The organism is Rhodospirillaceae bacterium, from assembly GCA_016722635.1.
In the GTDB taxonomy this organism is placed as follows: domain Bacteria; phylum Pseudomonadota; class Alphaproteobacteria; order JAEUKQ01; family JAEUKQ01; genus JAEUKQ01.
The window spans coordinates 485,745-512,027 of the sequence record JADKIX010000003.1 but is presented as its reverse complement, the minus strand read 5'-3'; the positions used below and the strand labels follow the sequence as shown (position 1 = coordinate 512,027).

The 26,283-nt window shown below is 45.3% G+C and carries 23 protein-coding genes and 2 pseudogenes; 5 read left to right on the top strand and 20 right to left on the bottom strand.

Features of this window, described 5'->3' with window-relative positions:
• Positions 1-114: 114 nt before the first annotated feature.
• From IPP67_02715 to IPP67_02690, 6 genes and pseudogenes are all read right to left on the bottom strand, one after another.
• Positions 115-1,128: a dipeptide ABC transporter ATP-binding protein gene (locus tag IPP67_02715; GenBank protein MBL0338108.1), complete on the bottom strand. Its 1,014-nt coding sequence runs from the start codon at positions 1,126-1,128 to the stop codon at positions 115-117.
• The gene (locus tag IPP67_02710; protein MBL0338107.1) at positions 1,110-2,072 is read right to left on the bottom strand and encodes an ABC transporter ATP-binding protein; all 963 of its coding nucleotides are present in this window, start codon (positions 2,070-2,072) and stop codon (positions 1,110-1,112) included. The genes IPP67_02715 and IPP67_02710 overlap by 19 nt, the downstream gene beginning before the upstream one ends.
• Before the next feature lie 7 nt (positions 2,073-2,079).
• Entirely contained in the window at positions 2,080-2,988 is a 909-nt protein-coding gene (locus IPP67_02705) for an ABC transporter permease subunit (GenBank protein ID MBL0338106.1), read from the bottom strand.
• Positions 2,988-3,907, bottom strand: a pseudogene (gene oppB / locus IPP67_02700) (oligopeptide ABC transporter permease OppB). Before oppB ends, IPP67_02705 begins: the two are co-directional and overlap by 1 nt.
• Positions 3,908-3,986: 79 nt before the next feature.
• Positions 3,987-5,584 (bottom strand): annotated as a pseudogene (locus IPP67_02695) (peptide ABC transporter substrate-binding protein).
• A gap of 331 nt (positions 5,585-5,915) precedes the next feature.
• Positions 5,916-7,511, bottom strand: a complete 1,596-nt coding sequence (locus IPP67_02690) for a peptide ABC transporter substrate-binding protein (protein ID MBL0338105.1) — start codon at positions 7,509-7,511, stop codon at positions 5,916-5,918.
• Between the two features lie 321 nt (positions 7,512-7,832).
• On the opposite strand from IPP67_02690, the gene IPP67_02685 reads away from it, so the two are divergent.
• A complete protein-coding gene (locus IPP67_02685; protein ID MBL0338104.1) occupies positions 7,833-8,708 on the top strand; it encodes a serine hydrolase in 876 nt (291 codons plus the stop codon).
• A gap of 73 nt (positions 8,709-8,781) precedes the next feature.
• On the opposite strand, the gene IPP67_02680 is transcribed toward IPP67_02685, so the two are convergent.
• Complete coding sequence (locus IPP67_02680) at positions 8,782-8,952, bottom strand: DUF1674 domain-containing protein (GenBank protein ID MBL0338103.1); 171 nt, start codon at positions 8,950-8,952, stop codon at positions 8,782-8,784.
• Between the two features lie 218 nt (positions 8,953-9,170).
• Here IPP67_02680 and htpX point away from each other — a divergent pair, with 218 nt between their 5' ends.
• Positions 9,171-10,070 carry a zinc metalloprotease HtpX gene (gene htpX, locus IPP67_02675; GenBank protein ID MBL0338102.1) on the top strand — a complete coding sequence of 300 codons (900 nt, stop codon included), beginning with the start codon at positions 9,171-9,173 and terminating at the stop codon, positions 10,068-10,070.
• A gap of 126 nt (positions 10,071-10,196) precedes the next feature.
• Here htpX and gyrB read toward each other — a convergent pair whose 3' ends face one another.
• The 13 genes from gyrB to ubiE all read right to left on the bottom strand — a co-directional run bounded on the left by gyrB (position 10,197) and on the right by ubiE (position 23,233).
• Entirely contained in the window at positions 10,197-12,626 is a 2,430-nt protein-coding gene (gyrB, locus tag IPP67_02670; protein MBL0338101.1) for a DNA topoisomerase (ATP-hydrolyzing) subunit B, read from the bottom strand.
• Between the two features lie 37 nt (positions 12,627-12,663).
• Positions 12,664-13,791 (bottom strand): DNA replication/repair protein RecF, encoded by a 1,128-nt coding sequence (gene recF, locus IPP67_02665; GenBank protein MBL0338100.1) that lies wholly within the window; start codon positions 13,789-13,791, stop codon positions 12,664-12,666.
• A 19-nt stretch (positions 13,792-13,810) separates the two neighbouring features.
• On the bottom strand, positions 13,811-14,932 hold the full coding sequence (locus IPP67_02660; GenBank protein MBL0338099.1) for a DNA polymerase III subunit beta: 1,122 nt from the start codon (positions 14,930-14,932) through the stop codon (positions 13,811-13,813).
• A gap of 186 nt (positions 14,933-15,118) precedes the next feature.
• On the bottom strand, positions 15,119-16,570 hold the full coding sequence (gene dnaA / locus IPP67_02655) for a chromosomal replication initiator protein DnaA (GenBank protein ID MBL0338098.1): 1,452 nt from the start codon (positions 16,568-16,570) through the stop codon (positions 15,119-15,121).
• The gene (locus IPP67_02650) at positions 16,563-16,982 is read right to left on the bottom strand and encodes a rhodanese-like domain-containing protein (GenBank protein ID MBL0338097.1); all 420 of its coding nucleotides are present in this window, start codon (positions 16,980-16,982) and stop codon (positions 16,563-16,565) included. The genes dnaA and IPP67_02650 overlap by 8 nt, the downstream gene beginning before the upstream one ends.
• 256 nt (positions 16,983-17,238) lie before the next feature.
• Positions 17,239-17,502 (bottom strand): 30S ribosomal protein S20, encoded by a 264-nt coding sequence (gene rpsT / locus IPP67_02645; protein ID MBL0338096.1) that lies wholly within the window; start codon positions 17,500-17,502, stop codon positions 17,239-17,241.
• A 159-nt stretch (positions 17,503-17,661) separates the two neighbouring features.
• Positions 17,662-18,171 carry a hypothetical protein gene (locus IPP67_02640; GenBank protein MBL0338095.1) on the bottom strand — a complete coding sequence of 170 codons (510 nt, stop codon included), beginning with the start codon at positions 18,169-18,171 and terminating at the stop codon, positions 17,662-17,664.
• Positions 18,172-18,241: 70 nt separating this feature from the next.
• A complete protein-coding gene (locus IPP67_02635; GenBank protein ID MBL0338094.1) occupies positions 18,242-19,069 on the bottom strand; it encodes a HesA/MoeB/ThiF family protein in 828 nt (275 codons plus the stop codon).
• Positions 19,070-19,121: 52 nt separating this feature from the next.
• On the bottom strand, positions 19,122-19,598 hold the full coding sequence (gene dut / locus IPP67_02630; GenBank protein ID MBL0338093.1) for a dUTP diphosphatase: 477 nt from the start codon (positions 19,596-19,598) through the stop codon (positions 19,122-19,124).
• A gap of 48 nt (positions 19,599-19,646) precedes the next feature.
• Positions 19,647-20,876 (bottom strand): bifunctional phosphopantothenoylcysteine decarboxylase/phosphopantothenate--cysteine ligase CoaBC, encoded by a 1,230-nt coding sequence (gene coaBC / locus IPP67_02625; GenBank protein MBL0338092.1) that lies wholly within the window; start codon positions 20,874-20,876, stop codon positions 19,647-19,649.
• A gap of 5 nt (positions 20,877-20,881) precedes the next feature.
• Entirely contained in the window at positions 20,882-21,040 is a 159-nt protein-coding gene (locus IPP67_02620) for a hypothetical protein (protein MBL0338091.1), read from the bottom strand.
• On the bottom strand, positions 21,040-22,449 hold the full coding sequence (gene ubiB, locus IPP67_02615) for a 2-polyprenylphenol 6-hydroxylase (GenBank protein ID MBL0338090.1): 1,410 nt from the start codon (positions 22,447-22,449) through the stop codon (positions 21,040-21,042). The genes IPP67_02620 and ubiB overlap by 1 nt, the downstream gene beginning before the upstream one ends.
• A gap of 4 nt (positions 22,450-22,453) precedes the next feature.
• On the bottom strand, positions 22,454-23,233 hold the full coding sequence (ubiE, locus tag IPP67_02610; protein MBL0338089.1) for a bifunctional demethylmenaquinone methyltransferase/2-methoxy-6-polyprenyl-1,4-benzoquinol methylase UbiE: 780 nt from the start codon (positions 23,231-23,233) through the stop codon (positions 22,454-22,456).
• Positions 23,234-23,262: 29 nt separating this feature from the next.
• Here ubiE and mutM point away from each other — a divergent pair, with 29 nt between their 5' ends.
• The 3 genes from mutM to IPP67_02595 all read left to right on the top strand — a co-directional run bounded on the left by mutM (position 23,263) and on the right by IPP67_02595 (position 26,280).
• Positions 23,263-24,090 carry a bifunctional DNA-formamidopyrimidine glycosylase/DNA-(apurinic or apyrimidinic site) lyase gene (gene mutM, locus IPP67_02605; protein MBL0338088.1) on the top strand — a complete coding sequence of 276 codons (828 nt, stop codon included), beginning with the start codon at positions 23,263-23,265 and terminating at the stop codon, positions 24,088-24,090.
• An 87-nt stretch (positions 24,091-24,177) separates the two neighbouring features.
• Entirely contained in the window at positions 24,178-24,954 is a 777-nt protein-coding gene (locus IPP67_02600) for an enoyl-CoA hydratase (GenBank protein ID MBL0338087.1), read from the top strand.
• A 42-nt stretch (positions 24,955-24,996) separates the two neighbouring features.
• Positions 24,997-26,280 carry an ActS/PrrB/RegB family redox-sensitive histidine kinase gene (locus IPP67_02595; GenBank protein ID MBL0338086.1) on the top strand — a complete coding sequence of 428 codons (1,284 nt, stop codon included), beginning with the start codon at positions 24,997-24,999 and terminating at the stop codon, positions 26,278-26,280.
• Positions 26,281-26,283: the final 3 nt, after the last annotated feature.

The following is a 26,283-nucleotide window of genomic DNA, read 5'->3' as shown; positions in this document are numbered from 1 at the left end:
GTTTCAAGACAAGATAGGCAGATCAAGATAGGCAAATAATGGTAGGGAATGAACTTTCATTCCCTATTTTTATTATTCAGGTTTTATTATTCGGGCCTATAGATTTGGTTTTATTCAAACCTGATCCCAATGATGGCAAGCGACCCAATGATTGGGTTCAATTTGCTCAAGCGGTGGGATCTTTTCGGCACAAACGCTGGTGGCCAGGGGGCAACGGGTGCGGAAGGTGCAACCGCTGGGTGGGTTCAAGGGTGAGGGCAGTTCCCCGGAAATAACCAGCTGTTTTTTATTTTGCTCTTTATTAGGGTCAGGTAAGGGCACCGCTGAAATCAATGCCTTAGTATAGGGATGGCGAGGGTTTACATATAAACGGTCACGATCGGTTAACTCAACCACTTTCCCTAAATATAAAACCATAATCCGGTGGCTAATATGACGGACCACGCTTAAATTATGGGAAATAAAAATAAGGGATAATCTTTTTTCCCGCTGTAAATCCATCAGCAAATTAACGATTTGCGCTTGGATGGAAACGTCGAGGGCGCTAACCGGTTCATCGCAAACAATCAATTGCGGATTATTAACCATGGCGCGGGCAATGCCAATGCGCTGACATTGACCACCCGAAAATTCATGCGGATAGCGGTTGATTTGGGATGGCAACAACCCCATTTTGGCCATCATGTCCTGCACGATCTTTCTAGCGGTGGTGCGGTCAAGATCGGGTTGGAACGTACGTAAGGGTTCTGCAATAATTTCCCCCACTGTCATCCGCGGATTAAGGGAAGCCAAGGGATCTTGGAAAATAATTTGTAATTCTTGACGTTTTTTCCGAACTTCTTCGGGGGGCAGTGTGACTAGATTTTGGCCTTTCCATACCACATCGCCCTGAACATTGGGCAATAAACGTAAAACTGCCCGACCCAAAGTGGACTTGCCGCAGCCTGACTCACCCACCAATCCTAGGGTTTCACCGGAACCTAATTCAAAAGATACACCATCGACCGCTTTTAAGACAGCCTTGGGTTCTTTACTGAACATCTTCTTGCCAATCCGAAAATGTACCTTTAGGTCACGCACGGATAAAATCGGCTTGGCGGGGGGGGAGTTTAAAAATCCAGATGACATGTTTTATACCGTTGTTCGGCAATTTGCCGGAATTCAGGAGATTTGGTAATACAGATTGGTTGGCGATATGGGCAGCGATCGGCGAAAGAACAACCCGGTGGCAAATGTTGCAAATTGGGCGGTTGGCCAGCAATCGTCTGCAAACGGTCGGTTTTTACATCCAACCGCGGCATCGATTTTAAGAGCCCCATGGTATAGGGATGCTGGGGGTTATAAAAAATATCTTGAACCGACCCTTGCTCAACAATCCGGCCCGCATACATCACCAGCACCCGGTTGCATAACCCAGCGATCACACCCAAATCATGGGTAATCAGCACCATCGAATTGTTGGTATTTTTCTTTAATTCCCGCATTAATTGCAGGATTTGTGCTTGGATGGTCACGTCAAGCGCGGTGGTTGGTTCATCGGCAATCAATAATTCTGGTTGACAAAGCAAGGCCATGGCGATCATCACCCGTTGGCGCATACCACCTGAAAATTCATGCGGATACATAGAAATGCGGCGGGCAGCGCTGGGAATTTGCACTTTTTCTAAGAGCTCGATCGATTTTTCTTTAGCTTCCCGGTGTTGCATATCCCGGTGAGTTTCTAAAACCTCAGTCATTTGGCGTTCAATGGTTAAGTAAGGGTTTAGCGATGTCATGGGATCTTGGAAGATCATCGCCATACGGCTACCCCGAATTTTATTCAGCTTTTTTTTGGGTAATTTTAACAAATCAACACCGCGGTATCCAATGCTGCCTTTGGCACGCCCGTTGCCTGCGAGTAAGCCCATGACGGTCATAAAAATCTGGCTTTTGCCGGAGCCTGATTCACCCACCACCCCAACCACTTCGCCATCATTAATGGTAAATGAAATATTATTTACCGCTTGAACAGGGCCTTCTGGTGTTTTGAAAGTCACTTCCAGGTTTTGAACGGATAATAAAGGTGTGCCCATATATTGCCTACCGGTCTTTGGGGTCAAGGGCATCGCGTAGCCCATCGCCAATAAAATTAAAACAGAAAAGGGTAGCGGCCAGGAAAACCGATGGGAAAACCAAAGACCACCAAGCCGTATCCATGGTTTGCACCCCTTCGCTAATTAAAAGTCCCCAACTGGTCTCAGGTTCTTGTACCCCGAGCCCTAAAAAACTAACGAAAGATTCAACCAAAATTACAGAAGGGATGGTCAAGGTACAATAAATCGCAACCGGCCCTAATAAATTCGGAATGATATGGCGGCGGATAATATTGAAGGTTGAAACACCGCCAGCAACCGCCGCTTCCACAAATTCCTTCCGTCGCAAACTAAGCGCTTGGCCGCGCACAATGCGAGCCATATCCAGCCAGGTGATGGCACCAATAGCCACATAGATTAATAAAATATCTCGCCCAAAAGCCACGGTCAGCATAATGATAAAAAACATAAAAGGCATGGCGTATAAGATATCGACAAAACGCATCATGATGTTGTCAACCCGCCCACCAACAAATCCTGCAATAGCACCCCATAATACCCCGATCACCAAACTGACGAAGGTGGCAACTATCCCAACCGATAAGGAAACACGACCACCATATAAAGTGCGAACAAATAAATCGCGGCCATTACGCTCGGTGCCAAAATAATGCGCGTTTTCAAAGGAAGGTGCGGTAGAAAAATTATCGTAATCAACCGCATCATATTCATAGGGGCTTAAATAAGGCGCCAATAAGGTTAGTAAAACAATAAAACTAAGAAGAATAAGGCTAAACAGGGCAGCATAGTTTTTCCGCAGGCGGCGCCACGCATTTCCCCACAAACCTCGGCCTTTTACGGTCGCTTCGGCAATGATGGGGGTCTCAATGGAGGTAGTTGGTAAAGTTTCATTCATTAGTCATACCGTACTTTGGGATCTAAAAATCCATAAATAATATCGACCAGAAGATTACAGAAAACAATCAGGGCCCCATATAGGATGGTCACACCCATCACCATGGGATAATCGCGGTTAATCGCCCCTTGGACAAAGTGCCGGCCAATCCCCGGAATATTAAAAGTTTGTTCAATAACAATTGAGCCTGTGATAATCCCTGCCACGGCCGGTCCCAAATACGATAACACCGGCACCAAGGCGGGTTTTAAACTATGCCGTAAAATCGCCAATTTTTCTGGCAATCCCTTGGCCCTGGCGGTGCGTACATAATTGCTGCGCAAAACCTCGATCATGGAGCCGCGCATAAGCCTGGCGATAATGGCAATTTGCGGCAGGGACAAGGCGGCAATTGGCATGATTAACGAAGTCCAATCTTCCTTGCTCCAACTGAGTGGCAGCCAATTTAAAAACAATCCAAAAAACAGTGTCATAAATGGGGCAACCACGAAAACCGGGATGGTGATTCCAAACATGGCCACCGTCATCACCGCATAATCGGTTGTTTTATTTTGGCGTAAGGCCGCTATGATGCCAAGGCCCATTCCAACAATCAGGGCAATCAGAATAGCAATACCACCAATGATCGCTGAAATGGGGAAACCCAGGCCAATCAATTCGTTAACCGTAAAATCCTTGTATTTGAAAGAGGGGCCAAAATCACCTTGCAAAATATTACCCAAATAACGCAAATATTGTTCCGGCAAGGATTCATCCAAATGATAAACCTTGTTTAAATTCGCAAGTATTTCGGGCGCAATAGGCCTTTCCCTGCTGAACGGTCCGCCAGGGGCAATCCGCATCAGGAAAAAGCAATCGTGATAATTAATAGAAGGGTCGGAACAGCCCATAACAGCCGCCTGACGGCAAAATAAAACATTGATTTCTCGAATGTGCAATAGACAGAATGAATAAACCTGCTGACGATGATGAATCGCCAGCAGGTTTTTTTTGATAAACTACTTCTTCAGGGACATGTAACGGGTTAAATGGAAACCCATAACGTTATCTTGCCAACCCAAGACATTTTGCTTTACCAAAGATTTGCTGACATAAAAATAAATCGGAATGACGGGCAAATCTTTTAAGAAAATCTTTTCCGCTTGTTGCAAAGATTTTGACGTTCTTGAATATTTTGGGTAACCGCCGCTTTATCTAACAACGCATCAAATTCCTTGTTATTATAACCCGGACGGTTGGCAGCGCCAGCGTTCGATTTATACATATCCAAGAAATTCTGTGCATCGAGATAATCGCCAATCCAACCAGCACGGCCGATTTGATATTCTTTTTGATCACGGCTTTCTAAATACACTTTCCATTCCTGGTTGCTTAACGTGACTTCAACACCCAATACTTGCTTCCACATGGATTGAATGGCAACGGCAACCAATTTATGGCTTTCGCTGGTATTGTACAGAAGTTCGACTTTCAACACTTTGTTCGGACCGTAGCCGGCTTCGGCATACAACTTCTTAGCTAATGTATTGCGTTCTGCCTGAGACATCTTGGCATAATCCAATTGTTGCTGTTGATAGCCTGGAACACCAGGTGGTACCCAACCATAGGCAGGAACTTGGCCAGCTTTAAAGATCTTATCGGTCAGGGTTGTACGGTCAATCGCCAAGAATAACGCCTGGCGCAATTTCAATTGGCTGCCCAACGGCTCACGCGTTAAATTGATTTCGTAATAATAGGTGCCGAAATACGGTGGAATGTGGGTTTCAGCAGCCAAATTCTTTTTAACGAAATCCATTTGGTCGGTTGGAATATCATAGGTAATGTGCAATTCACCTGCTTGATACCGTTTGAATTCTTCCGATTGGCTTTCGGTCGGGTAATAATAAACTGTGTCAATTTTCACGCTGGCAGCACTGTGATAGTAAGGATTTTTCTTCAAAATGATGCGCGATTGCGGAATCCATTCCGTAATTATATAAGCACCATTGGAAACGGCGTTGCCCGGGCGTGTCCATTTATCACCAAATTTATCCATGGCGCCTTTGTTCACTGGAAACGTTGAGTGATGTTGCAATAAGGACAGGAAATAAGGTGTTGAAGATTTTAAAGTGACTTCCAATGTTTGGGCGTCAATTGCTTTAATACCCAATTTGCTCACGTCTTTTTCTGCGCCAGTGCGGATTTGCTCAGCATTTAATACGGGATCCAAAACCCAGGCATATTCAGCGGCGACGTTCGGGTCAACCAGATGGCGCCATGAATAGACGAAATCTTCCGCTGTAACCGGTTTGCCATCAGACCATTTTGCGTTGGTACGCAGATAAAAAGTGTATACCTTACCATCTTTGCTAATTTCCCATTTTTCGGCAACGCCAGGGGCAATTTCTGCCTTTGGGCCATACGTGATCAAGCCTTCAAACATATCATTTTCAATGAAAGCTTCGCTAACACCAGTTGATTTTTGCGGATCAATTGTTTCAGGCTCAGCGCCATTACCCCGGTGTAAAACCTGTTGCGCGCTGGCAACGGTTGCGGTGCCCAATGCAATTGCCGAGGCAAAAGCAAGGGCCGACCAATTAAATAATTTATTTTTCATCAAGTACCTCCTCCCATACAGGGCTAAATTTTACTGTTTTAGTAGGGTGCTTCCCGCTTGATTTTATCAATATTTTTAAAAATATTAATAGCAAGCGTCGTTTTTATTCAAACCAAATCAGGAATAAATCAAAACCACCTTCAGGTTATTCTGATAAACTTTCTTGGGAAGCGCAATGATTTTTTTTTATAAGGCAAGTAAAAGGGAAACATTCTCTAACGAACGGGGAAAATCGCTATGAAGAAACACACATTACAATCAATCAAGAAAATTTTTTTATAAGCCCCGATGCGGGATAATTATCCATCGGGGCTATAGGAAGTGAGGGGGATTAATTTTTTAAAGATAGATAACGGGTTAAATGGAAACCCAATAGATTATCTTCAAAGCCGCTGACATTTTTTTTGACCAAGGCCTTCGTCACATAATGATAAATAGGGATAATGGCGTGGTCATCCAGAAAAATTTTCTCGGCCTGTTCCAGGAGATTTTGCCGCTTGTTGGCATTTTGTGTAATGGCGGCGGTATTTAAAAGTTGATCATATGCTTCATTATGATAGCCAAGTTGGTTCGTGGAACCGGCATCTGATTTATGCATGCCCAGAAAGGCTTGGGCATCCAAATATACGCCAATCCAACCGGCCCTGGCCACCTGGTAATTTTTTTGTTCGCGGCTGTCCAGATAGACTTTCCATTCTTGATTGGTGATGGTGGTTTCAACCCCCAATACCTGTTTCCACATATATTGGACGGCAACGGCCGTCAATTTGTGGGATTCACTGGTATTATAAAGGATTTCAACTTTTAAGGGATTTTGCGGGCCGTAGCCAGCTTCCGCATATAATATTTTGGCCAATGCCTCACGCTCCGCTTGAGTCATTTTGGCTTCATTCAACTGTTGTTGCCCGTAACCAGGGATCCCGGGCGGTACCCAACCATAAGCTGGAATTTGCCCAGATTTCCATATTTTGTCCGTGATGACTTCACGGTCGATGGCTAAGGATAGGGCCTGGCGTAATTTAACCTGTTCCCCAAGGGGGGCTTTTGTCAGATTGATCGCATAATAATAGGTGCCGAAATAGGGGGAAATATGCAATTCCTGGGCCAGGTTCTTCTTCACAAAATCAATCTGGTCGGTAGGAATATCATAGGTGATGTGCAATTCACCCACTTGAAAACGTTTGAATTCTTCAACTTGGCTTTCGGTAGGATAATAATAAACGGTATTAATTTTGACCGCATTGGCGTCATGGAAATTCGGGTTTTTTTTCAGGACAATTCGGGATTGTGGGATCCATTCGGAAATACTATAGGCGCCATTGGAAACGGAGTTGCCGGGGCGTGTCCATTTATCGCCGAATTTCTCAATGGTTGCCTGATGTACCGGTAAGGTGGCATGGTGTTTCATCAACGACAAGAAATAAGGGGTGGAAGTTTTCAGGGTAATTTGCAAAATGCGTGCATCCAGTGCTTTGACCCCTAATTTGCTCAAATCTTTTTCTTCCCCCTTGCGAATTTGTTCGGCATTCAAAATGGGGTCTAAAACCCAGGCGTTTTCTGCGGCGGTGGCAGGGTTGACCAGCCTGGTCAGGGAATACACAAAATCCTTGGCTGTTACAGGATCACCGTTGGACCACTTGGCATCACTGCGTAGATAAAAGGTATAGACAAGCCCATCGGCACTGACTGCCCAACGTTCGGCAACACCAGGGACAGTCTCTGATTTAGGGCCATAGGTCACCAACCCTTCAAATAAATCGGTTTCAATATTGGCTTCGCTCACCCCGGTTGATTGTTGCGGATCCAGTGTTTCGGGTTCCGCGCCGTTGCCACGATATAAAACTTGCTGGGCGTTTGCCGCAAAAGCCGTAAAAATACTTGCTGCCAACAGGAAGGGCAGGGTAAAACCACTCAAATTCTTTTTCATCTATAGGATTTCCTTTATGAACATTATCTACAACCTAAACAAACATTAGGATTATTTTTTTTGGGTGCCGTACGTAAATATTTTACAGACATCGGCCATTATAACATAACAATTAAGCAGATATACAATAATAAAATGCAGGATCTCATGGCTTTACTAAATTCCCAAGTGAGGGAACCGTAGTGAAGGCAAGATATTTTTCTTATGCTTTGTTAAGGATATATCTTTTTTTAAGGTAAGAGTGGTATAATCCTGCTACTTATAAAGTATATTTACAGCGAGCCTTTTAGTGATTATGCATATAGGATGGAAGGGAAAATCATGCCATTTTATCAACAAACGCCATCCAGTACCAAAGCCAAAGAAAAATTAGCGGGTTGGTTGATGTCTGAATATCAGTTAGCTGAAAGGGAATTTTCTTTCACCTGGATCCAGATGAAGGAAGGAAGTAGCCCAATTGGTGCCGCGCATTTGGGGGATTTAACACTTTATCCGGCCAGTGTGGTCAAGTTATTTTACATGGTGGCCGCTTTCGCTTGGATCGAGTCAGGGGAGGTTAGTAATACCCCCGAATTGCAAAAAGCTTTATCCGCCATGATTAAAGAATCAAGCAATGATGCCACCAGTTATATCGTTGACCTTTTAACGAATACCGGCAGCGGTGCTGAAATGAAAGCGGTGTCTTTTGAAACCTGGCTGGTCAAAAGGCGATTGGTTCATGAGTATTTCCAGCGTTTTAAATGGGAAGAATTGGAGCGGGTGGTCATTACCCAAAAAACATGGGAAGACAGGCCCTATGGCCGGGAACATATGTCCAGGCTGATCCCGAATAACCGTAATTTATTGACCACCCATGCGGTGGCCAGGTTACTGATGGCAATCCAGCAAAAAACCATTTTGAAGACCAGCGCCAGTTGTGATTCCATGATGCAGTTGATGCACCGGCCTTTATCTTACCCATTATACGGTTTTGAGCCATCAAGCCAACGCAAAGGCTTTTTGGGGGAAGGGTTGCTGCCTGATTGTCAATTGTGGTCAAAAGCTGGCTGGACCAGTAATTGCCGCCACGATGCAGCGATTATCCAGCAAGGAAAAGATATCATCTTTTTTGTTATTTTCTTAAGCAAACCGAAACTTGCAAAGGACGAAGAGATATTGCCAAAGACAGCACGCCATATTTTAGAGAATAAGTTCTAAAACTTTAGTTTTTTCTGACCTTCACGGCAAAACGATGGAGAGAGAGAAAAAGCGAGTTATGGGCGGCTAGTTTTTAGAAATCATAACAACGCCCTTTTTTCTCCCAATCGCCATAGCGGGTTGGCTCCGGTCCTGTGGGGCCGCCGGTTTCTGCCCGAATTGATTGCTTTCCCGTCTTGGGTGGGCTGGTGGGTGAGGGATCAGGAACGATATGTTGGGGGTGGGTAAGGGGGAGGTCATTCATCTTATTTTCAAGCTGATCATGGGGTTGGGTTGGGTGACGCAAATAGCAGACATCGTTTTTCATCTTGTTTAAGGCATCCTATTCTCCCACGCTAGCTACCAGGATTTAATTTTTTGGATTTGGGCAGTGTAGCAGGCTTTCATATTATTAAAAACTCCCTATATGTAAAATGGTTAATGTTTCTTAGATTAACAGATTTATGGGAATATAGGACGATGATGAATTATGCTAGGGCGGCCTTGCTTTTGTCAGTGTTAACGGCGCTTTTTATGGCCCTGGGCTATATGGTGGCTGGCCAACAGGGAATGATGATTGCCTTGATTGCGGCCTTGGTTATGAACGGCAGCGCTTATTGGTTTTCTGACCGGATCGTTTTGCGTATGCAACGGGCAGAGCTTTTGGATTCACGTGACGCACCTGAATTATACCAAAAAATTTCCCAATTGGCCGCTAAAGCTGGTATTCCTACCCCGAAAATATATTTGGTTCATAGCCAACAACCGAACGCTTTTGCCACTGGCCGCAATCCACAAAACGCGGCTGTAGCCGTTACCACGGGTTTACTTGAATATTTAAAACCGGAGGAAATCACAGGTGTTTTAGCCCACGAACTGACGCATATCCGGCACCGTGATACCTTGATTATGACAATTGCTGCAACCATTGCGGGGGCTATTGGCTTGATTACTCAATTTGCCTTTTTATTTGGTTCGCAGCGCCGGAATAACCAATCATCATCCAATCCAATCGGAATGGTTGGCGGCTTGTTATTGCTTATCCTGGCCCCCTTGGCTGCTATGCTGATACAAATGGCGATTAGCCGTTCCCGTGAATACCAGGCGGATGCGGGGGGTGCCGAAATCTCCGGTAATCCCCTAGCGTTGGCTGCAGCTTTAGAAAAAATTCATCGGCTGGCAGATGTGAAAGAAAACCCCTATGCCCAGGCTAATCCTGCAACCGCCCATTTATACATTATCAATCCTTTGCACGCTGGCAACATGGCAGAATGGTTTTCAACCCACCCGCCGATTGAAAAAAGGATTGAGCGTTTACAGCAAATGGCCAGCCGATTTTCACCCACTCGCCAAGAAATTTTTTCCAAAGGCCCTTGGGGATGATATGGGCGTTAGCCTATTACTTGATAGGCTGGCGTAAATGGGTTAGGGAAGGATATCATGTTGTTACTAACAACAGAATTTATCTTTCCCGACCAGCGTAGGGCATAGCCAAAAATCAAAATCACCCTATATATCCAAGTTACCCACGCGTAAGGCGTTGGCCTGAATAAAATCTCGCCTGGGTTCAACCACATCACCCATCAGGGTGGAAAAGATTTTTTCTGCCTCATCCAAATGCTGTACTTTCACTTGCAGCAGCGACCGAACAGTCGGATTTAAGGTGGTTGCCCATAGCTGCTCCGGGTTCATTTCTCCAAGTCCTTTATATCTTTGTACGGTAACGCCGCGGCGGCTGAGGTCATTTAAATAGCTGATAAAAGATAAAGGGCCTGTTACGACTTGGCGCGAATCTTTACTGACAATATGCCAGGCTTTATCAATAAACAGGGAAGCCGCTTCCCGGAATTGGCGAAGCTGCTGGGTGTCCGGGTGATCCCATAAATGGGCACCGATTTTGTATTGTTCAGCCAACCCTTCTTGCCGCTTGGTAATAATAATGTCTTGGGCAGTATTTTTCATCATCATCCATAAAGGAGGCGATGATGGTGCAAAATGATTGAGTCGTTGCACCACTTTCTCAGCCATGACAGGCAAAGGTTTTGATAGATGTTCAGGGAATAAAATACCATGGATTGCGGCCTGTTCTGCAAGTTCGGTATTACCAATGACTTTTGCTATATTCCCAATCACCCGGGCAAAGGGGCGAAGCTGTTGGATATATTGCGTTAACACTTCGGTTGATATCGGTTTGCCATCAATTTCGATGGTCAAGTTTGATAAACTCATTTGCAAAAGATAGGTATCCAATTGATCATCATTCTTTAAATATTGCTCCTGGCTGCCTTTCTTTACGCGGTAAAGGGGCGGCTGGGCAATATAAAGATACCCTTTTTCAATGATCTGCGGCATTTGTCGATAAAAGAAAGTCAACAGCAAAGTCCGAATGTGCGAGCCATCAACGTCAGCGTCGGTCATGACAATGATTTTATGGTAACGGGCTTTATCGATATTGAATTCTTCACGGCCAATACCTGTGCCTAGAGCTGTAATTAACGTGCCGATTGATTCACTGTTTAACATTTTATCGAAACGGGCGCGTTCCACATTCAAGATCTTACCACGCAAAGGCAAAATGGCCTGATGTTTTCGGTCGCGCGCTTGTTTTGCGGATCCGCCAGCGGAATCACCTTCAACAATAAAAAGTTCTGACAAAGCAGGGTCGCGTTCTTGGCAATCGGCTAGTTTCCCAGGTAAGGAGGCAATATCCAAAGCCCCTTTGCGGCGTGTGAGTTCACGTGCCTTACGGGCGGCTTCGCGCGCGGTCGCAGCCTCCAAAATTTTCTGGACAACTTTTTTCGCCTCTCCTGGGTTTTCGTCAAACCACTGCCCTAATTTATCCTGTACCACTGCCTCAACAGCTGCCCTAACTTCAGAGGACACCAATTTTTCTTTGGTTTGCGAAGAGAATTTGGGATCAGGAACTTTAACCGATAAAACACATGTTAATCCCTCACGCGCATCTTCCCCGGTGGTACTGATTTTCTCTTTTTTAGTCGTGGGGCTTTGCTCAACGATATTATTAATCAAACGGGTTAAGGCAGCCCGAAAACCAGCCAAATGGGTACCACCGTCTTTTTGCGGGATATTATTGGTGAAACAAAGCATGGTTTCGTGATAGCTATCCGTCCATTCCATAGCAATTTCGACCGTGATGGCGTCTTTTTGCTGAACAAAGCTGATGGTAGGGGTATGCAAGGTATTTTTGCCATTATCCAAATATTGGACAAATGCTTGCAGGCCGCCTTCATAAAACAATTCAACAACTTGGGCAGGTTCAATTCGGCGGTCGACTAATTGCAAACGCACGCCGGAATTTAAGAAAGCCAGTTCTCGCAGCCGATGTTCTAAAACCTTGTATTCAAAAAGGATATTGGTAAAAGTTTGGGGAGAGGGCCAAAAGCGCACCTCCGTCCCTCTCATATCAGGGGCAACCGGGTGCATTTTTGCTAGCGGCGCCTCGGCCTCGCCATGACGGAAGCGCATGAAATATTCATAACCGTTCCGCCAAATTTTTAATTCTAATTTTTCGGATAAGGCATTAACCACCGATACCCCAACGCCATGAAGGCCGCCCGATACTTTATACACATTTTGGTCAAATTTACCGCCAGCATGCAGGCGGGTCATAATCACTTCAGCAGCTGATACACCTTCTTCCTTATGCATATCAACCGGGATGCCCCGGCCATTGTCCCGGACGCTGACCGATCCGTCTTCATGAATAATGACATCGATGAGGGTACAAAAACCAGCTAGTGACTCATCAATTGAGTTATCCACCACCTCATACACCATGTGGTGTAATCCGGAGCCATCGTCGGTATCGCCGATATACATGCCGGGACGTTTACGGACGGCATCAAGGCCACGCAAAACTGTAATCGAATCAGCACTATATGTTGCAGCAGTCAAATCGGCGGAGGGGGCTGTTGTCATCACTATATAACCTTTATGAAAATTATAGGTCAGACTATCACATATTCCTTGATTTTACCAAGCCCTTTTCGACATCAAAAAACTGTGCTTTTCCTTTTAGGCTGCTGAAAGGTTCCATTTCGGTGCCGCTTAACCAAAATTGGCTTTGCAACTTGATAAGATGGTTAAAAAAACGCTCCCTTTTTTGGGGGTCGAGATGGGCTGCCACTTCATCCAATAAAAGGATTGGTGATAAGTTTTGATGCTGTTTTTGCCAATTTGCCTGCGCGAGTAAAATCGACAGCAAAAGCATTTTTTGCTCACCGGTTGAACAGGATTCGGCAGGTGTGCCGCTGATCAAATCATGCACCATAAAATCGCTGCGTTGCGGGCCGATATGGGTCATGCCCGTGATTTGATCGCGTTTGCGCGACTGTGCCCAAATTTCTTGCAAATCCTCTTCAACCTTAAGGGCAGGGGAGTGTTGCAGAGATGTCTCCACCGTTCCTTGGATAGCCATGGTAGCCTGTGGGAAAGCCTCGTCTTGCAAAAAGAAATTTTGTAATTCCTTTAAATGCTGCAAGCGGGCGGAGGCAATAGCAACAGCATGTTCCGACATTTGTTGCTCCAAGCCATTTAGCCAGGGGTGGGCGATGCCATATTCCAGCAATACCTTTAAACGTTCTTTCAGCAAATTTTGGTATTCGGTTAATAAATCGGCGTGGGATGGATAATGGCTATAAACCAACCGGTCAAAAAAGCGCCGTCGTTCACTAAATGCCTCTAAAAACAATGTGTCCATCTGGGGGGTTAGCCAGATCATGGATAAAATAGATAAAAGCGTTGATTGATCGCGTTGGGTCTGACCATCGATGCGGATATGGCGGCGTACCGGCTTATCTATTTCATAAGCCGTGCCAATCGTGATGCTACCTTGAAGATTTTCTAAAACTGCTGCAATTGTCCAACCGCAAGGGGCGGATGAGCGGCAACTGATGTCGGGTAATTTGGCTTGGCGGAGTCCCCGACCGGGCACAAAAAAAGATAAGGCTTCTAATAAATTACTTTTACCAGCACCATTCGCCCCAATTAAGACAACGGGTGCTGCTTCAATTGCTAAAGCCAGACGGGAATAATTACGGTAATTTGTTAAATTAAGTTGGCGGATTGCCGGGACAAAAGACATGATCGCCAAAAACAAAGATTTATATGCGCATCGGCATTAAAACATAGGTGGCGGCAATATCTTCGGGGTTGCTGATGAGGACAGGGGAAGAAGCATCAGATAAGGCAATTTTGGCTTTCTTACCTGTCATTTGTTGCATGATATCAGCCAAATATTTGGCATTAAAGCCAATATCAAACGCTGAACCTTGGTATTTTGCTTCAATTTCCTCAATCGCACTGCCCATGTCAGTGCTGGCGGCTGAAAATACGAGGTTATTTTTCTGCACTTGTAATTTAATGCTGCGTAACTTATCGCTGCAAATGGTGGCAACGCGATCAACCGCGGCTGCAAACGCCAAGCGGTCAGCTTCAATTATTTGTTGGTTATTGGTTGGGATCACCCTTTCATAATCGGGGAAATTCCCATCAATCAATTTGGAAGATAGGGAAACCTGTTTGAAAGTCACCGTCATCCGTTGTGGCGACAGGCCGATTGTCACCGAATGATCCTCATGCTCCAGCAATTTCATCAATTCCTGTACCGTTTTGCGTGGAATGACGACGCCAGGCATTTGTTCGGCCTTGGCAGGCAAAACTGTTTCAGCGCGCGCCAAACGGTGGCCATCCGTTGCCACAGCCTTTAACGATTTGGGCGCATATAGTTGACTTGGCCCAACATGCAAGAAAATACCATTCAAATAATAGCGTGTTTCCTCATTGGACATTGCAAAACTAGTTTGCGTTAATAGTTTCAAAAACTGGATAGCAGGTATTTGAAAGACGCAGGGCATATCCGTTTGGGCGGAAAGCGGAAAATCTTCGCGTGGCAATGTTGGCAGCGAAAATCTTGACCGGCCTGCTTGCAAAGAAAGCGCCCCATTTTGCTGCCATTCTAGGGATAATTGGTTGGCGTCCGGTAGTTTGCGGACAATATCATAAAGAATATGGGCTGGGGTAGTAATTTGGCCAGGGGCAGTCACAGTTGCAGGCACTGCCTCCGTTACCGTTAAATCCAAGTCGGTTGCGGTGAGCTGCAATTGATTGTTTTTGGCCTCTAATAATAAATGGGAAAGTATGGGAATTGTGGTGCGGCGTTCAACAACACTTTGAATATGGGTTAATGCTTTCAGGAAGATATTTTTTTCAATGGTTAATTTCATGATGTTATTCAATTGATCCCTGTCGCAAGCCGAAAATAATAATGAATAGTTGCCACCTAAATTAGAAGGTCTTTTTAAAGAAAGCAAGCATGTTTAATGGATCATCAAAGACGGTTCTCTTTGGGTGAAAAAGCGAGGATGCCGCTTTCAAAAATGGTTCGGCAGCCCATTGCCGGAGAGGATAAATTAAAGGGATCTTCTTAAAATTTCAACGTCTTCAGCGAAACTTTTATCTTGCCCGCAAAGTTCTTCCACCTTTTTAACGGCGTGCAAAACGGTGGTGTGGTCACGCCCGCCGAATTTCTTGCCTATTTCTGGCAAGGAACATACGGTCAATTGTTTCGCCAAATACATGGCCACTTGGCGGGGCCGGGCAATATTGCGGGCACGTGAGGGGGAGTGCATTTGGATGATCTTCACATGATAATGTTCGGATACTTTTTTCTGGATATCTTCAATGGTTAGTTGTTTTTCAGTTTGTTTTAATAAATCACGCAACAATTCTTGGGTCCCCTCAATCGTAATGGGGGTATTCACCAAGGCTGCATGGGCCACCACCCGGTTAAGGGCGCCTTCCAATTCCCGGACATTAGAGGTTATTTTTTTAGCTAAAAATTCCAACACATTTAAAGGAACGTTACTTTTTAAAAGTTCACTTTTTGCTTGAACGATGCTGAGGCGCAATTCATAAGTGGTGGGGTGGATATCGGCAACCAAGCCCCAGCCTAAACGGGAGCGCATCCGCTCTTCAAGGCCCTCTAAATTTGCAGGCGACTTGTCGGCTGAAACAACTACTTGATGGTTTTTATCCACCAATTCATTGAAGGTATGAAAAAATTCTTCTTGGGTTGAATCTTTGCCACAAATAAACTGGACATCATCAATCATTAAAACATCAACGGAGCGGAACTCCTCTTTAAAAGAAAAGGTATCTTTATGCCGTAAAGCTTTGATAAACTGGTACATAAATTTTTCTGCCGACATGTATAAAACACGGCGTTCCGGTGATATTTGCCTGATATGCCAGGCAATGGCGTGCATGAGGTGGGTTTTGCCAAGCCCAACGCCCCCATACAAGAATAGGGGATTATAGGAAACAGTCGCCGATTCAGCCACCCGTCTTGCGGCGCTGTACGCCAGTTCGTTCGATTTCCCGACAATAAAATGATCGAAAGTAAAACGGGGATCCAACCTTACACCTAATTCTTCCCGGTGCTGCTGGGTGCTTAAGAGGGAAGAGGGGGATGTCTTATTTACCGAACCCTGGATAACTTGCAAATGACCTTGGGCATAAGACTGGCCTACAGGATCCTCAGCGTTGAGTTGGGCAGACTGATCGATATTGCGGTGGGGTGAATCTTCCAAAACGATCGCAACATCTTTAACGGACGCATCCTCAACGATCCATAATTGGCGTAATTTTTCTAAATAATGGGAAGTAACCCAGTCACGGATAAAACGGGTGGAGACCGATAAACGCACGGAACCGCCATCCCTGCTTAATAAGGATAATGGTTTCAGCCAGCTTCGATAAATCACATCGCCAAATTCTTTGCGCATCCGGCCTTGGATTTTTTCCCATTGGCTGGCAATCAGCGTCACTTTATGGTCGCGAATAGCCGTCAAATTTTCAACCATTCTTATGTAATCCCCACGGTAAGCCCTGTTGCTTCCAGCCTGGGGTTGAAGCTTCATGGGCAAACGAAGATAAATGCCCTAAAAATCCCCCTTGGATATTATAGGCTTTTGAGAAGCCGTTATTAGACGCTAAAAAAGCTGCGGATTTTGAACGTCCGCCGCTGCGGCATAAAAATAACAAAGGGGTGGTGCTGGTAAAAGATAGTTCCTGAAGTGCCTGAATAAAATAGGAAGGTTTTTCTAAAGCTTTTGCATTCCAGCTTAGAAAATGTACAGGGCGATTAAGGGCGGATAAGTCAGGCACGCCATCTTGCAGCCATTCGCCATCTGTGCGTACGTCAACCAATTCCACGGATGGGTTGGAAAGCAAATATTCCCAGGCTTGCTTGGGGGTCAGGTCACCCGCATACATACTGCTAATCCTTATAATCAGGAAATGTTCAAATTTCTGAATGATCCAATGAAGGGGATCAAAAATACGATGATCTAATAATCGCTTTTTTATCCTCCCCCTACTAAACAAATTCTAAAGGGGAAGAGTCAAGACTTTTTAAAATAAATTTTTATTATTGATACGAAATCAGGGAATAATAAAAAGGCAAAGCACAAGCGCACCCTGAGAAAAACCCTGATTTCTGAAAAATAAAAAAGCTTAATCCAAATTGTGGTTATGACAAAGCTTTAATGCGGGCAGACAACCTGGACAGCTTGCGGGCAGCGGTATTACGATGCAAAATGCCTTTGGTGACGGAGCGGTGAATTTCCGGTTGGGCCTCTTGTAAAGCCTGGCGGGCTTCATCTTTATTTTGACCGGCGATAGCAGTTTCAACTTTTTTTACAAAAGTGCGCATGCGGCTGGTATTGGATTTGTTGATTTCCGTGCGTTTCAGGGTCTGACGAATTCTTTTTTTGGCTGATAAGCTGTGCGCCATCTTGGTCTTTCTCTCTATAATAGTTACTACATATTTGGCTGGACAATCTAACCATTCTTGATTTTCCAGTCAAGGGTTTCAAAAAATAAAATTGTTATTTAAAGAATATTTATTTAACCAACTTTACCCAACTCCTGACGGGAAAGCTGGTTTCGCTGTTTAATTTAAGGTTTCTTGGGCATAAATTCCCCATAAATGTTGGCGAACGATCCAACCTTGGTAATCTTTCACCCGGATTTGGCAAAAAGCCACAACACATTTTTCTAAACTGACAAAAACGCCCGCCTCAATTCTTGCAAGGGTTGCGCTATCCACATTGTTGTCTCGGTACAAGAGGGTGATCGTCGTCGTAATGGCCGTACGGTTAGATGTCACCTGATCTTGCCTGACCCACCCGGTTGTTTTCTCCACATCACGGATTTGCAGCCAATCCTTATATTTATTGACCACTTCCACGGGGGTCAGTTTGCGCTGGTAGATCCATTCCACCACATATTGCATGCCGGGACCTGTGCGCAGGTTAACTTTTTCATATCTTAACGATGCAAAATAAGGCTGGAAAGGTTCTTGGGCCTTTAAAGAGGAAGGAAGCAACCCCAACAATAAAATGCTACTTATAGTAGATAAAAAAACAGCCATCGATAAAAGGGTATAACGGAACAATTTCATCTTTTAATCATTTTCCCAAGATTAATTATTTTTACTGCCGGAACGGCTCATCATTTTATCTTTATCAGAGTCAAGGAATTTGGCAACCATCAATCCGTTGTTTTTCTTCTTTTAAAATATTTTGCCAAGATTGGGGGCGGTTGCAAAAATGGCATGATGATTGTTTTTCTAAACGTATCTGTTGTACACTTGGTTCCAAGGCATCGTAAAGCAGCATCAGGCCAGATAAGCTGGTGCCTAAACCCAAAATTTCTTTGACTGTTTCGGTGGCAAGCATTGATCCTAAGGTTGCAGCAACCGAACCTAAGATCCCGGCCGTTTGGCATCTGGGGACCGTTCCTGTGGCGGGTGCTTCTGGGAAAAGACACCGATAACAGGGATGGGGATGGCCCAGATAGCCTTTCCAAGTGGTTATCTGCCCTTCAAAACGTAAAAGGGCTGCAGATAGCAAGGGTTTTCCCAAAAAGAAACAAACATCATGAACGAGATAACGGGTGGGGAAATTGTCACTGCCATCAATAATTAAATCGTAGGGTGAAAAAATGGGGCGGATATTTTGTGCAGTGATCCGTTCAGGATGAATATGAAGTTGGATGTCAGGGTTTAGGGAACCTAGGGTTTGGGCGGCACTGTAAGCCTTATTTTGTCCAATTCTTGCGGTGGTATGGATAATTTGACGTTGAAGGTTGGAGCGATCAACAACATCATCATCCACCACCCCTAATTGGCCGATGCCAGCCGCCGCCAGATATAGCAGGACAGGGGAGCCAAGCCCCCCGGCACCGATGACCAAAACCTTCGCCCCTAGCAAACGTTGCTGGCCTTCTTCGCCGATTTCATCCAAAATAATTTGGCGCGAATAACGTTCTAGTTGCTGATCATTAAGGGGCGGGATCATATGTTAAATCATCCATCTTCGTGATAAGAGTGATTAAGGCTAAGGATAGAAATTAGGTTTTCAGCCGCGGATGCTGCACGCCGGTTGAACCGAATCCGCCGGTACCCCGCTCTGTATTAGACAGTTCTTCGGCTTCTTGCCAAATAGCTCGCTGATAAACGGCAATGACCATTTGGGCAATCCGCTGCCCTGGCTCAACTACAAACGGCTGCTCGCCGTGATTGATCAAAATGACACCAATTTCTCCGCGATAATCCGCATCGATTGTACCGGGGCTGTTTAAGATGGTAACCCCGTGTTTCAACGCAAGACCTGACCTTGGGCGTATTTGTGCCTCACAATCCGCGGGTAGGGCTATGGCAATGCCGGTTGGGACCAACGCCCTTTTGCCTGGCTGGATGGTGATAGGTTTATCGATGGCGGCACATAAATCCATCCCCGCACTTTGGGTGGTTGCGGGTTGGGGCAAAGCAAGATGCTTGCCGTGGGGCAGCCGTTGGATGGGTATTTTGACAGTTGGTAGGGGCATTGCTGGTTATACTCGCTTTAAAGATGAAAAAATTGTACCTGGTTGATGTTAAGAAGAGTGGAAGAATGCCACCATTTTTTCAACCAATTTTATAGCAATTTGTTGCTTGGTCATTTTAGGCCATTGTTCCTGGCTGCTGCCGGTTACAAAAGTAACCTTATTGTCTAGACCACCAAAAGGTTGATGGTTCTGATCAACGGGGTTAGCCAAGATCCAATCACATTGCTTCTGTTGGCGTTTCAACAGTGCATTTTTCACCAGATTTTCTGTTTCAGCAGCAAAGCCAATAACCAATTTAGGCCGCTGTCCCTTGGGTAAATGGGCGATCGTTGCCAGAATATCTGGGTTACGGACAAGTTCTAGATGAAGATTTTGTTGATCAGATGTTTTTTTGATCTTTTGCAGGGCTGCTTGGGCCACCCGCCAATCGCTGACGGCTGCCGCGGCGACCATGATGTCAGCAGGCAAATGACTTTCACAAGCTGCGAGCATTTCTTGGGCGGTTTGCACGAAAGTAACGGGGATATGGGCGGGTAAAGTTTCATGGCTTGGCCCTGATACAACGGATACGGTGGCACCTGCATTGGCCAAAGCCAAGGCAATCGCATAGCCTTGCTTACCGGAGGAATAATTGCTGAGATATCGGACGGGATCAATCGCCTCAATTGTTGGGCCGCTGGTCACTAAAGCCCTCAGCCCTGCTAAAGGTTTTAAGGAAAAAGCGGGGGATAAGAGGGATAAAATTTCAGCAATGATGGTGGCAGGTTCTGCCATGCGACCAGCGCCTATTTCTCCACACGCCAAATCACCGCTGCCGGGTGCTACAAAAAACACCCCCCGTTGTTTGAGACGGTGCATATTATCTTGGGTGGCGGGATGTTCCCACATTTTGACATTCATGGAAGGGGCCAGCAAAACAAGTTTATCGGTTGCGAGTAACAGCGTACTAGCTAAATCGTTGGCCAAACCGCAAGCAAGCTTTGCCATGATATCCGCGGTAGCTGGGGCAACCACAATCAAATCTGCTGAACGGCTTAATTGGATATGGCCGAATTGGCTTTCTTCATCTGCGGAGAATAAATCGGACAATACTTTTTCACCGCTTAGGGAAGCGATGGATAGGGGTGTAACGAAATGGGCGCCTGCTTGGGTCAACACGCAACGTACCCCGATATCATGATCTTGGCGTAAGCGCCTGATCAATTCTAAGCTTTTATAAGCGGCGATCCCACCGCTAATAATCAGAAGAATGTGTTTCATCGACAAGGGCCTTATCATGTTAATTACGGATGAAAAATGAGCCAAGCAGCCAATAATAAAATGGCTGACCATAGTAGGAGGCCATTCAGCTGACGCAACCAACGATGCTTGATATTGGCATGATGTTGGTCAATGGGTTCCTGTTTTCGCCATAAATCAAGGCTTTGTTCTAATTTTGTCATTAAAATCGGTATTTTTCCACCAATTTTATTCCTTGTTCTGCCATGTTGATCAGCCGCGCTTCCACGCCCCGGTTTTCCCGCATCCAATCGGTAATCATGGGCCGTATTAAAACCCAAATATTCAAATTGGGGTTTAGGCTGCGACCGATCCCTTCCGCCATCAACATATTTTTTTGCAACAGTAGTAATTGGGGTTGGACTTCCATGTGATAGGTTCTGGCCAAACGGAATAACTGGGTCAATAAATTGGCTAAGGAAATTTCATTCAAGGATAACCCAAAAATCGGCTCACCAATAGCGCGGCAGGATTGCGCAAAATTTTCAAGCGATGTATCGGGGGGAATATAACCTGCATTCAGATGGACTTTAGCAACTTTTAGATAATCCCGCTCTAGAAACGCCAATAGCATATCGACCAGGTAATATTGGCTTTTTTTATCTAAGCGCCCCATAATCCCGAAATCAACCGCCCCCATATGGCCGTTTAGGGTAACAAATAGGTTGCCAGGATGTTGGTCTCCATGAAAATAGCCGTCCCGGAATACCTGTTTGAAGAAAACTTCTGCGGCATTTTGTAAAACAGCATCAATTTGGAATCCGGCTTTGACAATGGCGTCTTTATCATCAATATTGCAGCCTCTTAGCCTTTCTTGCGTCAACACCCGTTGCGAGGTATAGCGCCAATCAATAACGGGGACTTTATAACTGATATCCCCTTCAAAATTCTTGCCTAATTCAGCGGCAGCGGCAGCTTCCAGGCGTAAATCCATCTCCCGTTCCATCACCTCGGTAAAAGTTTTGGTAATGTCCAAAAGCTTTAAACGCCGTAATTTAGGCACCAGCCTGTTGAGTAATTGGGCAAGCCAAGTAAAAAGAGTCATATCTTGAAGGAAAGAATGCTCGATTCCCGGACGCAGGATCTTGACAGCCACTTCCTCAATGTTATTTGCCAAAGGCTTTTTTAGCCGGGCAAAGTGGACTTGGGCGATGGATGCCGCGGACACTGGGACAGGGTCAAAATCCACAAAAAAAGCTTCGAGTTCTTGGCCTAATTCTTTCTTGATGGTTTGCCGAACAATTTTATAAGGAAAGGGGTGCAAGCGGTCGCGCAACATCGCTAAATCAGCCGCCATTTCCTCACCGATGAGATCAGAACGGGTTGAAAGCGTTTGTCCAAATTTGATAAAAGCTGGCCCTAAATCCGTTAAAGCTTTTCGGAGACGCTCACCCCTGCGTTCATGCTTGTTGCCCTGGAACATCAAGGCTTGGAAAATCCTGCCGACCCATACCAGAAAAGCCAGTCGGCTGCTGCCCCTGACCAAAATAAAAACAGGCTCTAATGCGCCGTGGCGGGCCAAAGTAAAGACAATAGATAAAAGCCTAAAAAGATGGCGAATGGAATGACGCAAGATCTTACACCCGCCATGCTGTATGGATGGCCACAATCCCGCCTGTTAGGCTGTGGTAGCGCACATGCTTAAACCCGGCGTCTGATAATAGATCAACCAAATGTTCTGGGGAGGAAAATTTACGGATACTTTCTACTAAATACAGATAAGAATCCTGATCTTTTGCAACCAAATGGCCTAATTTAGGCAGAAGATGAAAGGAGTAAAGGTCATATAAACGTTGCAGGAAAGGTAGGGCACTTGGGCTGAATTCCAAACAACAAAATTGTGAACCAGGCTTTAATACGCGGTGGGCTTCTTTGAGTACAGCGGGGATATTACCCATATTGCGTAAACCGAAGGCCACCGTATATAAATCGATTGTTTGGGAGGCAATTGGCATATTTTCGGCATTTGCGTTAACCCAGGAAATACCGGTGGTAATGCCCTGGTCAAGCGCTTTTTTCTGGCCCATTTCCAACATCGCCGGGGTTAAATCAGCGACAATAACTTGGCCGCCCTTGGCTTGCATCATAGGGATCCCGCCACACGCTTTCACCAAACGTAAGGCTATGTCACCCGTGCCACCTGCCACATCAAGGATTTGCTGATAAGGTTGGGGGTTGGCTACAGAAACCATCATATTTTTCCAAAGGCGGTGGATGCCCAATGACATCAGATCGTTCATCAAATCATATTTTATGGCCACCCGATTGAAAACGTCCTTGACCATCGTTGTTTTGCTGTCTTTATCCACCAGGCGATTGCCAAACCAAACCTGTTGTGTATCTTGGGGGTTATTCATTTTATCTCGTCATTAAAGGTTGTTGGGATATGCCGGAATTGCCTGAAGTGGAAACAACGTGCCGGGGACTTGAAAAATACATGCAGGGGAAGGTTATTCGGCATGTTTTTATAAGCCGTCCTGATTTACGTAAGCCAATGCCTGACAATCTGATCTCCCGGATTGAGGGTAAACACGTGGATGCAATCAAAAGACGGGCAAAGTATATCCTGATATTTTTGGAAGGACAATATATTCTGCTTATCCATTTGGGAATGTCGGGAAGGATTATACATTCAACGCTTGCAATATCCAAGGATAAACACGATCATTTCGGTTGGCAAATGGACGGGGGTGATTGGTTCCATTTCCGCGATCCTCGCCGATTCGGGCTGGTTGATTTGATCGCTTCAAACCAAATGGCCAATTATCCCTTACTGAAAGAGTTAGGTCCAGAGCCGTTGGATCAGGCTTTTGGAGCGCGTCAATTAGCCGAAATTTTAAAGGGGCGGCAAGCGCCGATTAAAAATGTGTTGTTAAATCAGCATATTATTGCAGGGGTTGGCAACATATATGCGTGTGAAAGTTTATTTTATGCAGGTATATTGCCATTCCGGCCAGCTGCAAGTTTAAATAAGAATGAAGTCACAAAATTATGGCAAATGATCCGGCGTACCCTGGAAAAAGCGATCCAAGCGGGCGGTTCATCGGCCAGGGATTATGTGCAACCGGACGGTCAGTTGGGAACATTCCAGCAGCAATGGGCGGTGTATGGAAAAGAACAACAAACCTGTCCAAACCGCGGGTGCAAGCGGCCCATCCAGCGGGAAAACCAAGCTGGGCGTTCCACTTTCTATTGCGCCCATTGTCAACAATAGACATATTGATAAACGACCGTACATTCGTTACGCTGCTGTCGATGATCAACCCTATAAAACAATGCCAACAAAATATAAGGAAAATAAATGATTTACCAAAATATCAATGTGGAAAAGCGTGGAAAAATTGGATGGATTACCTTAAATCGCCCCAAAGCGCTTAATGCCTTGTGTCAGGCATTAATTGAGGATTTAAATCATGCCCTGAATGCGTTAGAAGACGATGTCTCCATCCATGTTTTGGTGATCACAGGCAGTGATAAAGCGTTTGCTGCGGGTGCTGATATTAAAGAGATGAAAGACCGTTCCTATATTGATGTGTATATGACCGATTTTATCACGAAAGGTTGGCAACGCATTGCCCAGTGCCGCAAACCGGTTATTGCAGCGGTTGCAGGCTATGCCTTGGGGGGCGGGTGTGAAATAGCGATGATGTGCGATATTATTTTGGCTGCTGATACCGCAAAATTCGGGCAACCGGAAATTGCCTTGGGGACAATTCCGGGGTCAGGCGGTACGCAACGGTTGACACGGGCGGTAGGTAAATCAAAAGCCATGGAGTTATGTTTGTCTGGTCGTACAATGGATGCGGTTGAAGCAGAAAAATATGGGTTAGTCAGCCGGGTAATCCCTGCCGCCGATTTGTTAAGCGAAACGATGAAGCTCGCCGAAAAAATTGCATCCATGTCATTGCCGGTTGCGATGATGGTAAAAGAATCCATTAACCGCTCTTATGAAACAACTTTGTCGGAGGGGTTGTTATTCGAACGCCGGGTTTTCCACGCCACCTTCTCGCTACAAGACCAGAAAGAAGGAATGGCTGCTTTCGTAGAGAAGCGCCCCGCCCAATTCAAACAACAATAATGAATAGTTAAACCCAATTTTAAGGGTAAATGCGCTGCGATCATGACCAACCTTTTCAAAGATCGGCAATTGCAACAGCGGACGTTGATTTTCATCCGCTGGATGGCCATCTGTGGGCAATTAGCGGCTATTTTAGCGGTTACTTTTATTTTTGGCTATTATCTGCCCCTGGCGTGGTGTTTAGCGACTGTAGGCGCTTTGGCTTTGGTCAATTTGATTGCCAACATCCGCCGGTCGCGTCCTTTTGTCAGCGACAAAGTGGCGGCTGCTTATTTGTCTTTTGACATGATCCAATTGGGATTTTTATTATATTTAACGGGTGGTATCAATAACCCTTTCTCCATCCTGATGCTTTCCCCGATTACGGTATCGGCAACGATCCTTTCCAAAAAAGTGACAGCTTTTCTCGTGTTTCTGGGTTTGGGATTAATTGCAATTTTATCTTTTGTTCATTTGAGATTGCCGATTGGTGGGGAAATCACTCTTCTACCGCCCATTTACTCTTGGGGGTTATTAACGGCCCTTTGTTTATCATTGGTTTTTATTGCCGTGTATCTGACCGTTGTTTCAGCCGATTCCAGCCGCCTATCCAAAGCTTTGCTTGAAATGCAAAAAATGCTGGATCAACAGCGCCGCTTGTCTGCCTTAGGGGCGCAAGCCGCCGCCGCCGCTCACGCGTTAGGCACGCCCTTGGGTACCATTTCCATTATCTCAAAGGAATTGACCCATGAAAAAACATTATCACCTGCCGTTCAGGAAGATATCCGCTTGCTCAATAGCGAAGCCCGCCGTTGTCAGGAAATATTGGCGATTCTTGGCAAAAAACCTGGCCAACAACCAGCAGAAATAGAACATTCTTTATTAAATGACCCTTTCACGCAATTGCCCATTAGCGCTGTTTTAGAATTGGCGGCGGAGCCTTATCGGCGTGCCGATATCCGGTGGGTTGTTGAAAGCAAGCTATCATCTGACCACATGCCTGCTTTATTGCCAAAACCTGAAATTTTACAAGGATTGGGTAATTTGCTGCAAAACGCTTTTCAATTTGCCCGTACTGAGGTAAAAGTAGTCATTGCCGAAAATCAGCAACATTATATCATTCGAATCCAAGATGACGGGTGGGGTTTTTCGGTTGATATATTAGATCGTTTGGGTGAACCTTATATCTCAACGGGCGCATTGCACCGCCAACAACCTTACAGTAGCCAGCATTTAGGACTGGGTGTTTTCATTGCCCAATCATCGCTGGCCACCATATCTGCCAATCTGTTTTTCTCTAATCATAAAGCAGGTGGGGCCCAGGTCACAATTGTTTTGCCAAAGTAAAAA

What these genes read in the sequence shown, in the direction of transcription:
- IPP67_02715 (MBL0338108.1), bottom strand. Translation starts at nt 1,128, where the DNA reads ATGTCATCTGGATTTTTAAACTCCCCCCCCGCCAAGCCGATTTTATCC.
- IPP67_02710 (MBL0338107.1), bottom strand. Translation starts at nt 2,072, where the DNA reads ATGGGCACACCTTTATTATCCGTTCAAAACCTGGAAGTGACTTTCAAA.
- IPP67_02705 (MBL0338106.1), bottom strand. Translation starts at nt 2,988, where the DNA reads ATGAATGAAACTTTACCAACTACCTCCATTGAGACCCCCATCATTGCC.
- IPP67_02690 (MBL0338105.1), bottom strand. Translation starts at nt 7,511, where the DNA reads ATGAAAAAGAATTTGAGTGGTTTTACCCTGCCCTTCCTGTTGGCAGCA.
- IPP67_02685 (MBL0338104.1), top strand. Translation starts at nt 7,833, where the DNA reads ATGCCATTTTATCAACAAACGCCATCCAGTACCAAAGCCAAAGAAAAA.
- IPP67_02680 (MBL0338103.1), bottom strand. Translation starts at nt 8,952, where the DNA reads ATGAATGACCTCCCCCTTACCCACCCCCAACATATCGTTCCTGATCCC.
- htpX (MBL0338102.1), top strand. Translation starts at nt 9,171, where the DNA reads ATGAATTATGCTAGGGCGGCCTTGCTTTTGTCAGTGTTAACGGCGCTT.
- gyrB (MBL0338101.1), bottom strand. Translation starts at nt 12,626, where the DNA reads ATGACAACAGCCCCCTCCGCCGATTTGACTGCTGCAACATATAGTGCT.
- recF (MBL0338100.1), bottom strand. Translation starts at nt 13,791, where the DNA reads ATGTCTTTTGTCCCGGCAATCCGCCAACTTAATTTAACAAATTACCGT.
- IPP67_02660 (MBL0338099.1), bottom strand. Translation starts at nt 14,932, where the DNA reads ATGAAATTAACCATTGAAAAAAATATCTTCCTGAAAGCATTAACCCAT.
- dnaA (MBL0338098.1), bottom strand. Translation starts at nt 16,570, where the DNA reads ATGGTTGAAAATTTGACGGCTATTCGCGACCATAAAGTGACGCTGATT.
- IPP67_02650 (MBL0338097.1), bottom strand. Translation starts at nt 16,982, where the DNA reads ATGTATGCGGGTGACCTGACCCCCAAGCAAGCCTGGGAATATTTGCTT.
- rpsT (MBL0338096.1), bottom strand. Translation starts at nt 17,502, where the DNA reads ATGGCGCACAGCTTATCAGCCAAAAAAAGAATTCGTCAGACCCTGAAA.
- IPP67_02640 (MBL0338095.1), bottom strand. Translation starts at nt 18,171, where the DNA reads ATGAAATTGTTCCGTTATACCCTTTTATCGATGGCTGTTTTTTTATCT.
- IPP67_02635 (MBL0338094.1), bottom strand. Translation starts at nt 19,069, where the DNA reads ATGATCCCGCCCCTTAATGATCAGCAACTAGAACGTTATTCGCGCCAA.
- dut (MBL0338093.1), bottom strand. Translation starts at nt 19,598, where the DNA reads ATGCCCCTACCAACTGTCAAAATACCCATCCAACGGCTGCCCCACGGC.
- coaBC (MBL0338092.1), bottom strand. Translation starts at nt 20,876, where the DNA reads ATGATAAGGCCCTTGTCGATGAAACACATTCTTCTGATTATTAGCGGT.
- IPP67_02620 (MBL0338091.1), bottom strand. Translation starts at nt 21,040, where the DNA reads ATGACAAAATTAGAACAAAGCCTTGATTTATGGCGAAAACAGGAACCC.
- ubiE (MBL0338089.1), bottom strand. Translation starts at nt 23,233, where the DNA reads ATGAATAACCCCCAAGATACACAACAGGTTTGGTTTGGCAATCGCCTG.
- mutM (MBL0338088.1), top strand. Translation starts at nt 23,263, where the DNA reads ATGCCGGAATTGCCTGAAGTGGAAACAACGTGCCGGGGACTTGAAAAA.
- IPP67_02600 (MBL0338087.1), top strand. Translation starts at nt 24,178, where the DNA reads ATGATTTACCAAAATATCAATGTGGAAAAGCGTGGAAAAATTGGATGG.
- IPP67_02595 (MBL0338086.1), top strand. Translation starts at nt 24,997, where the DNA reads ATGACCAACCTTTTCAAAGATCGGCAATTGCAACAGCGGACGTTGATT.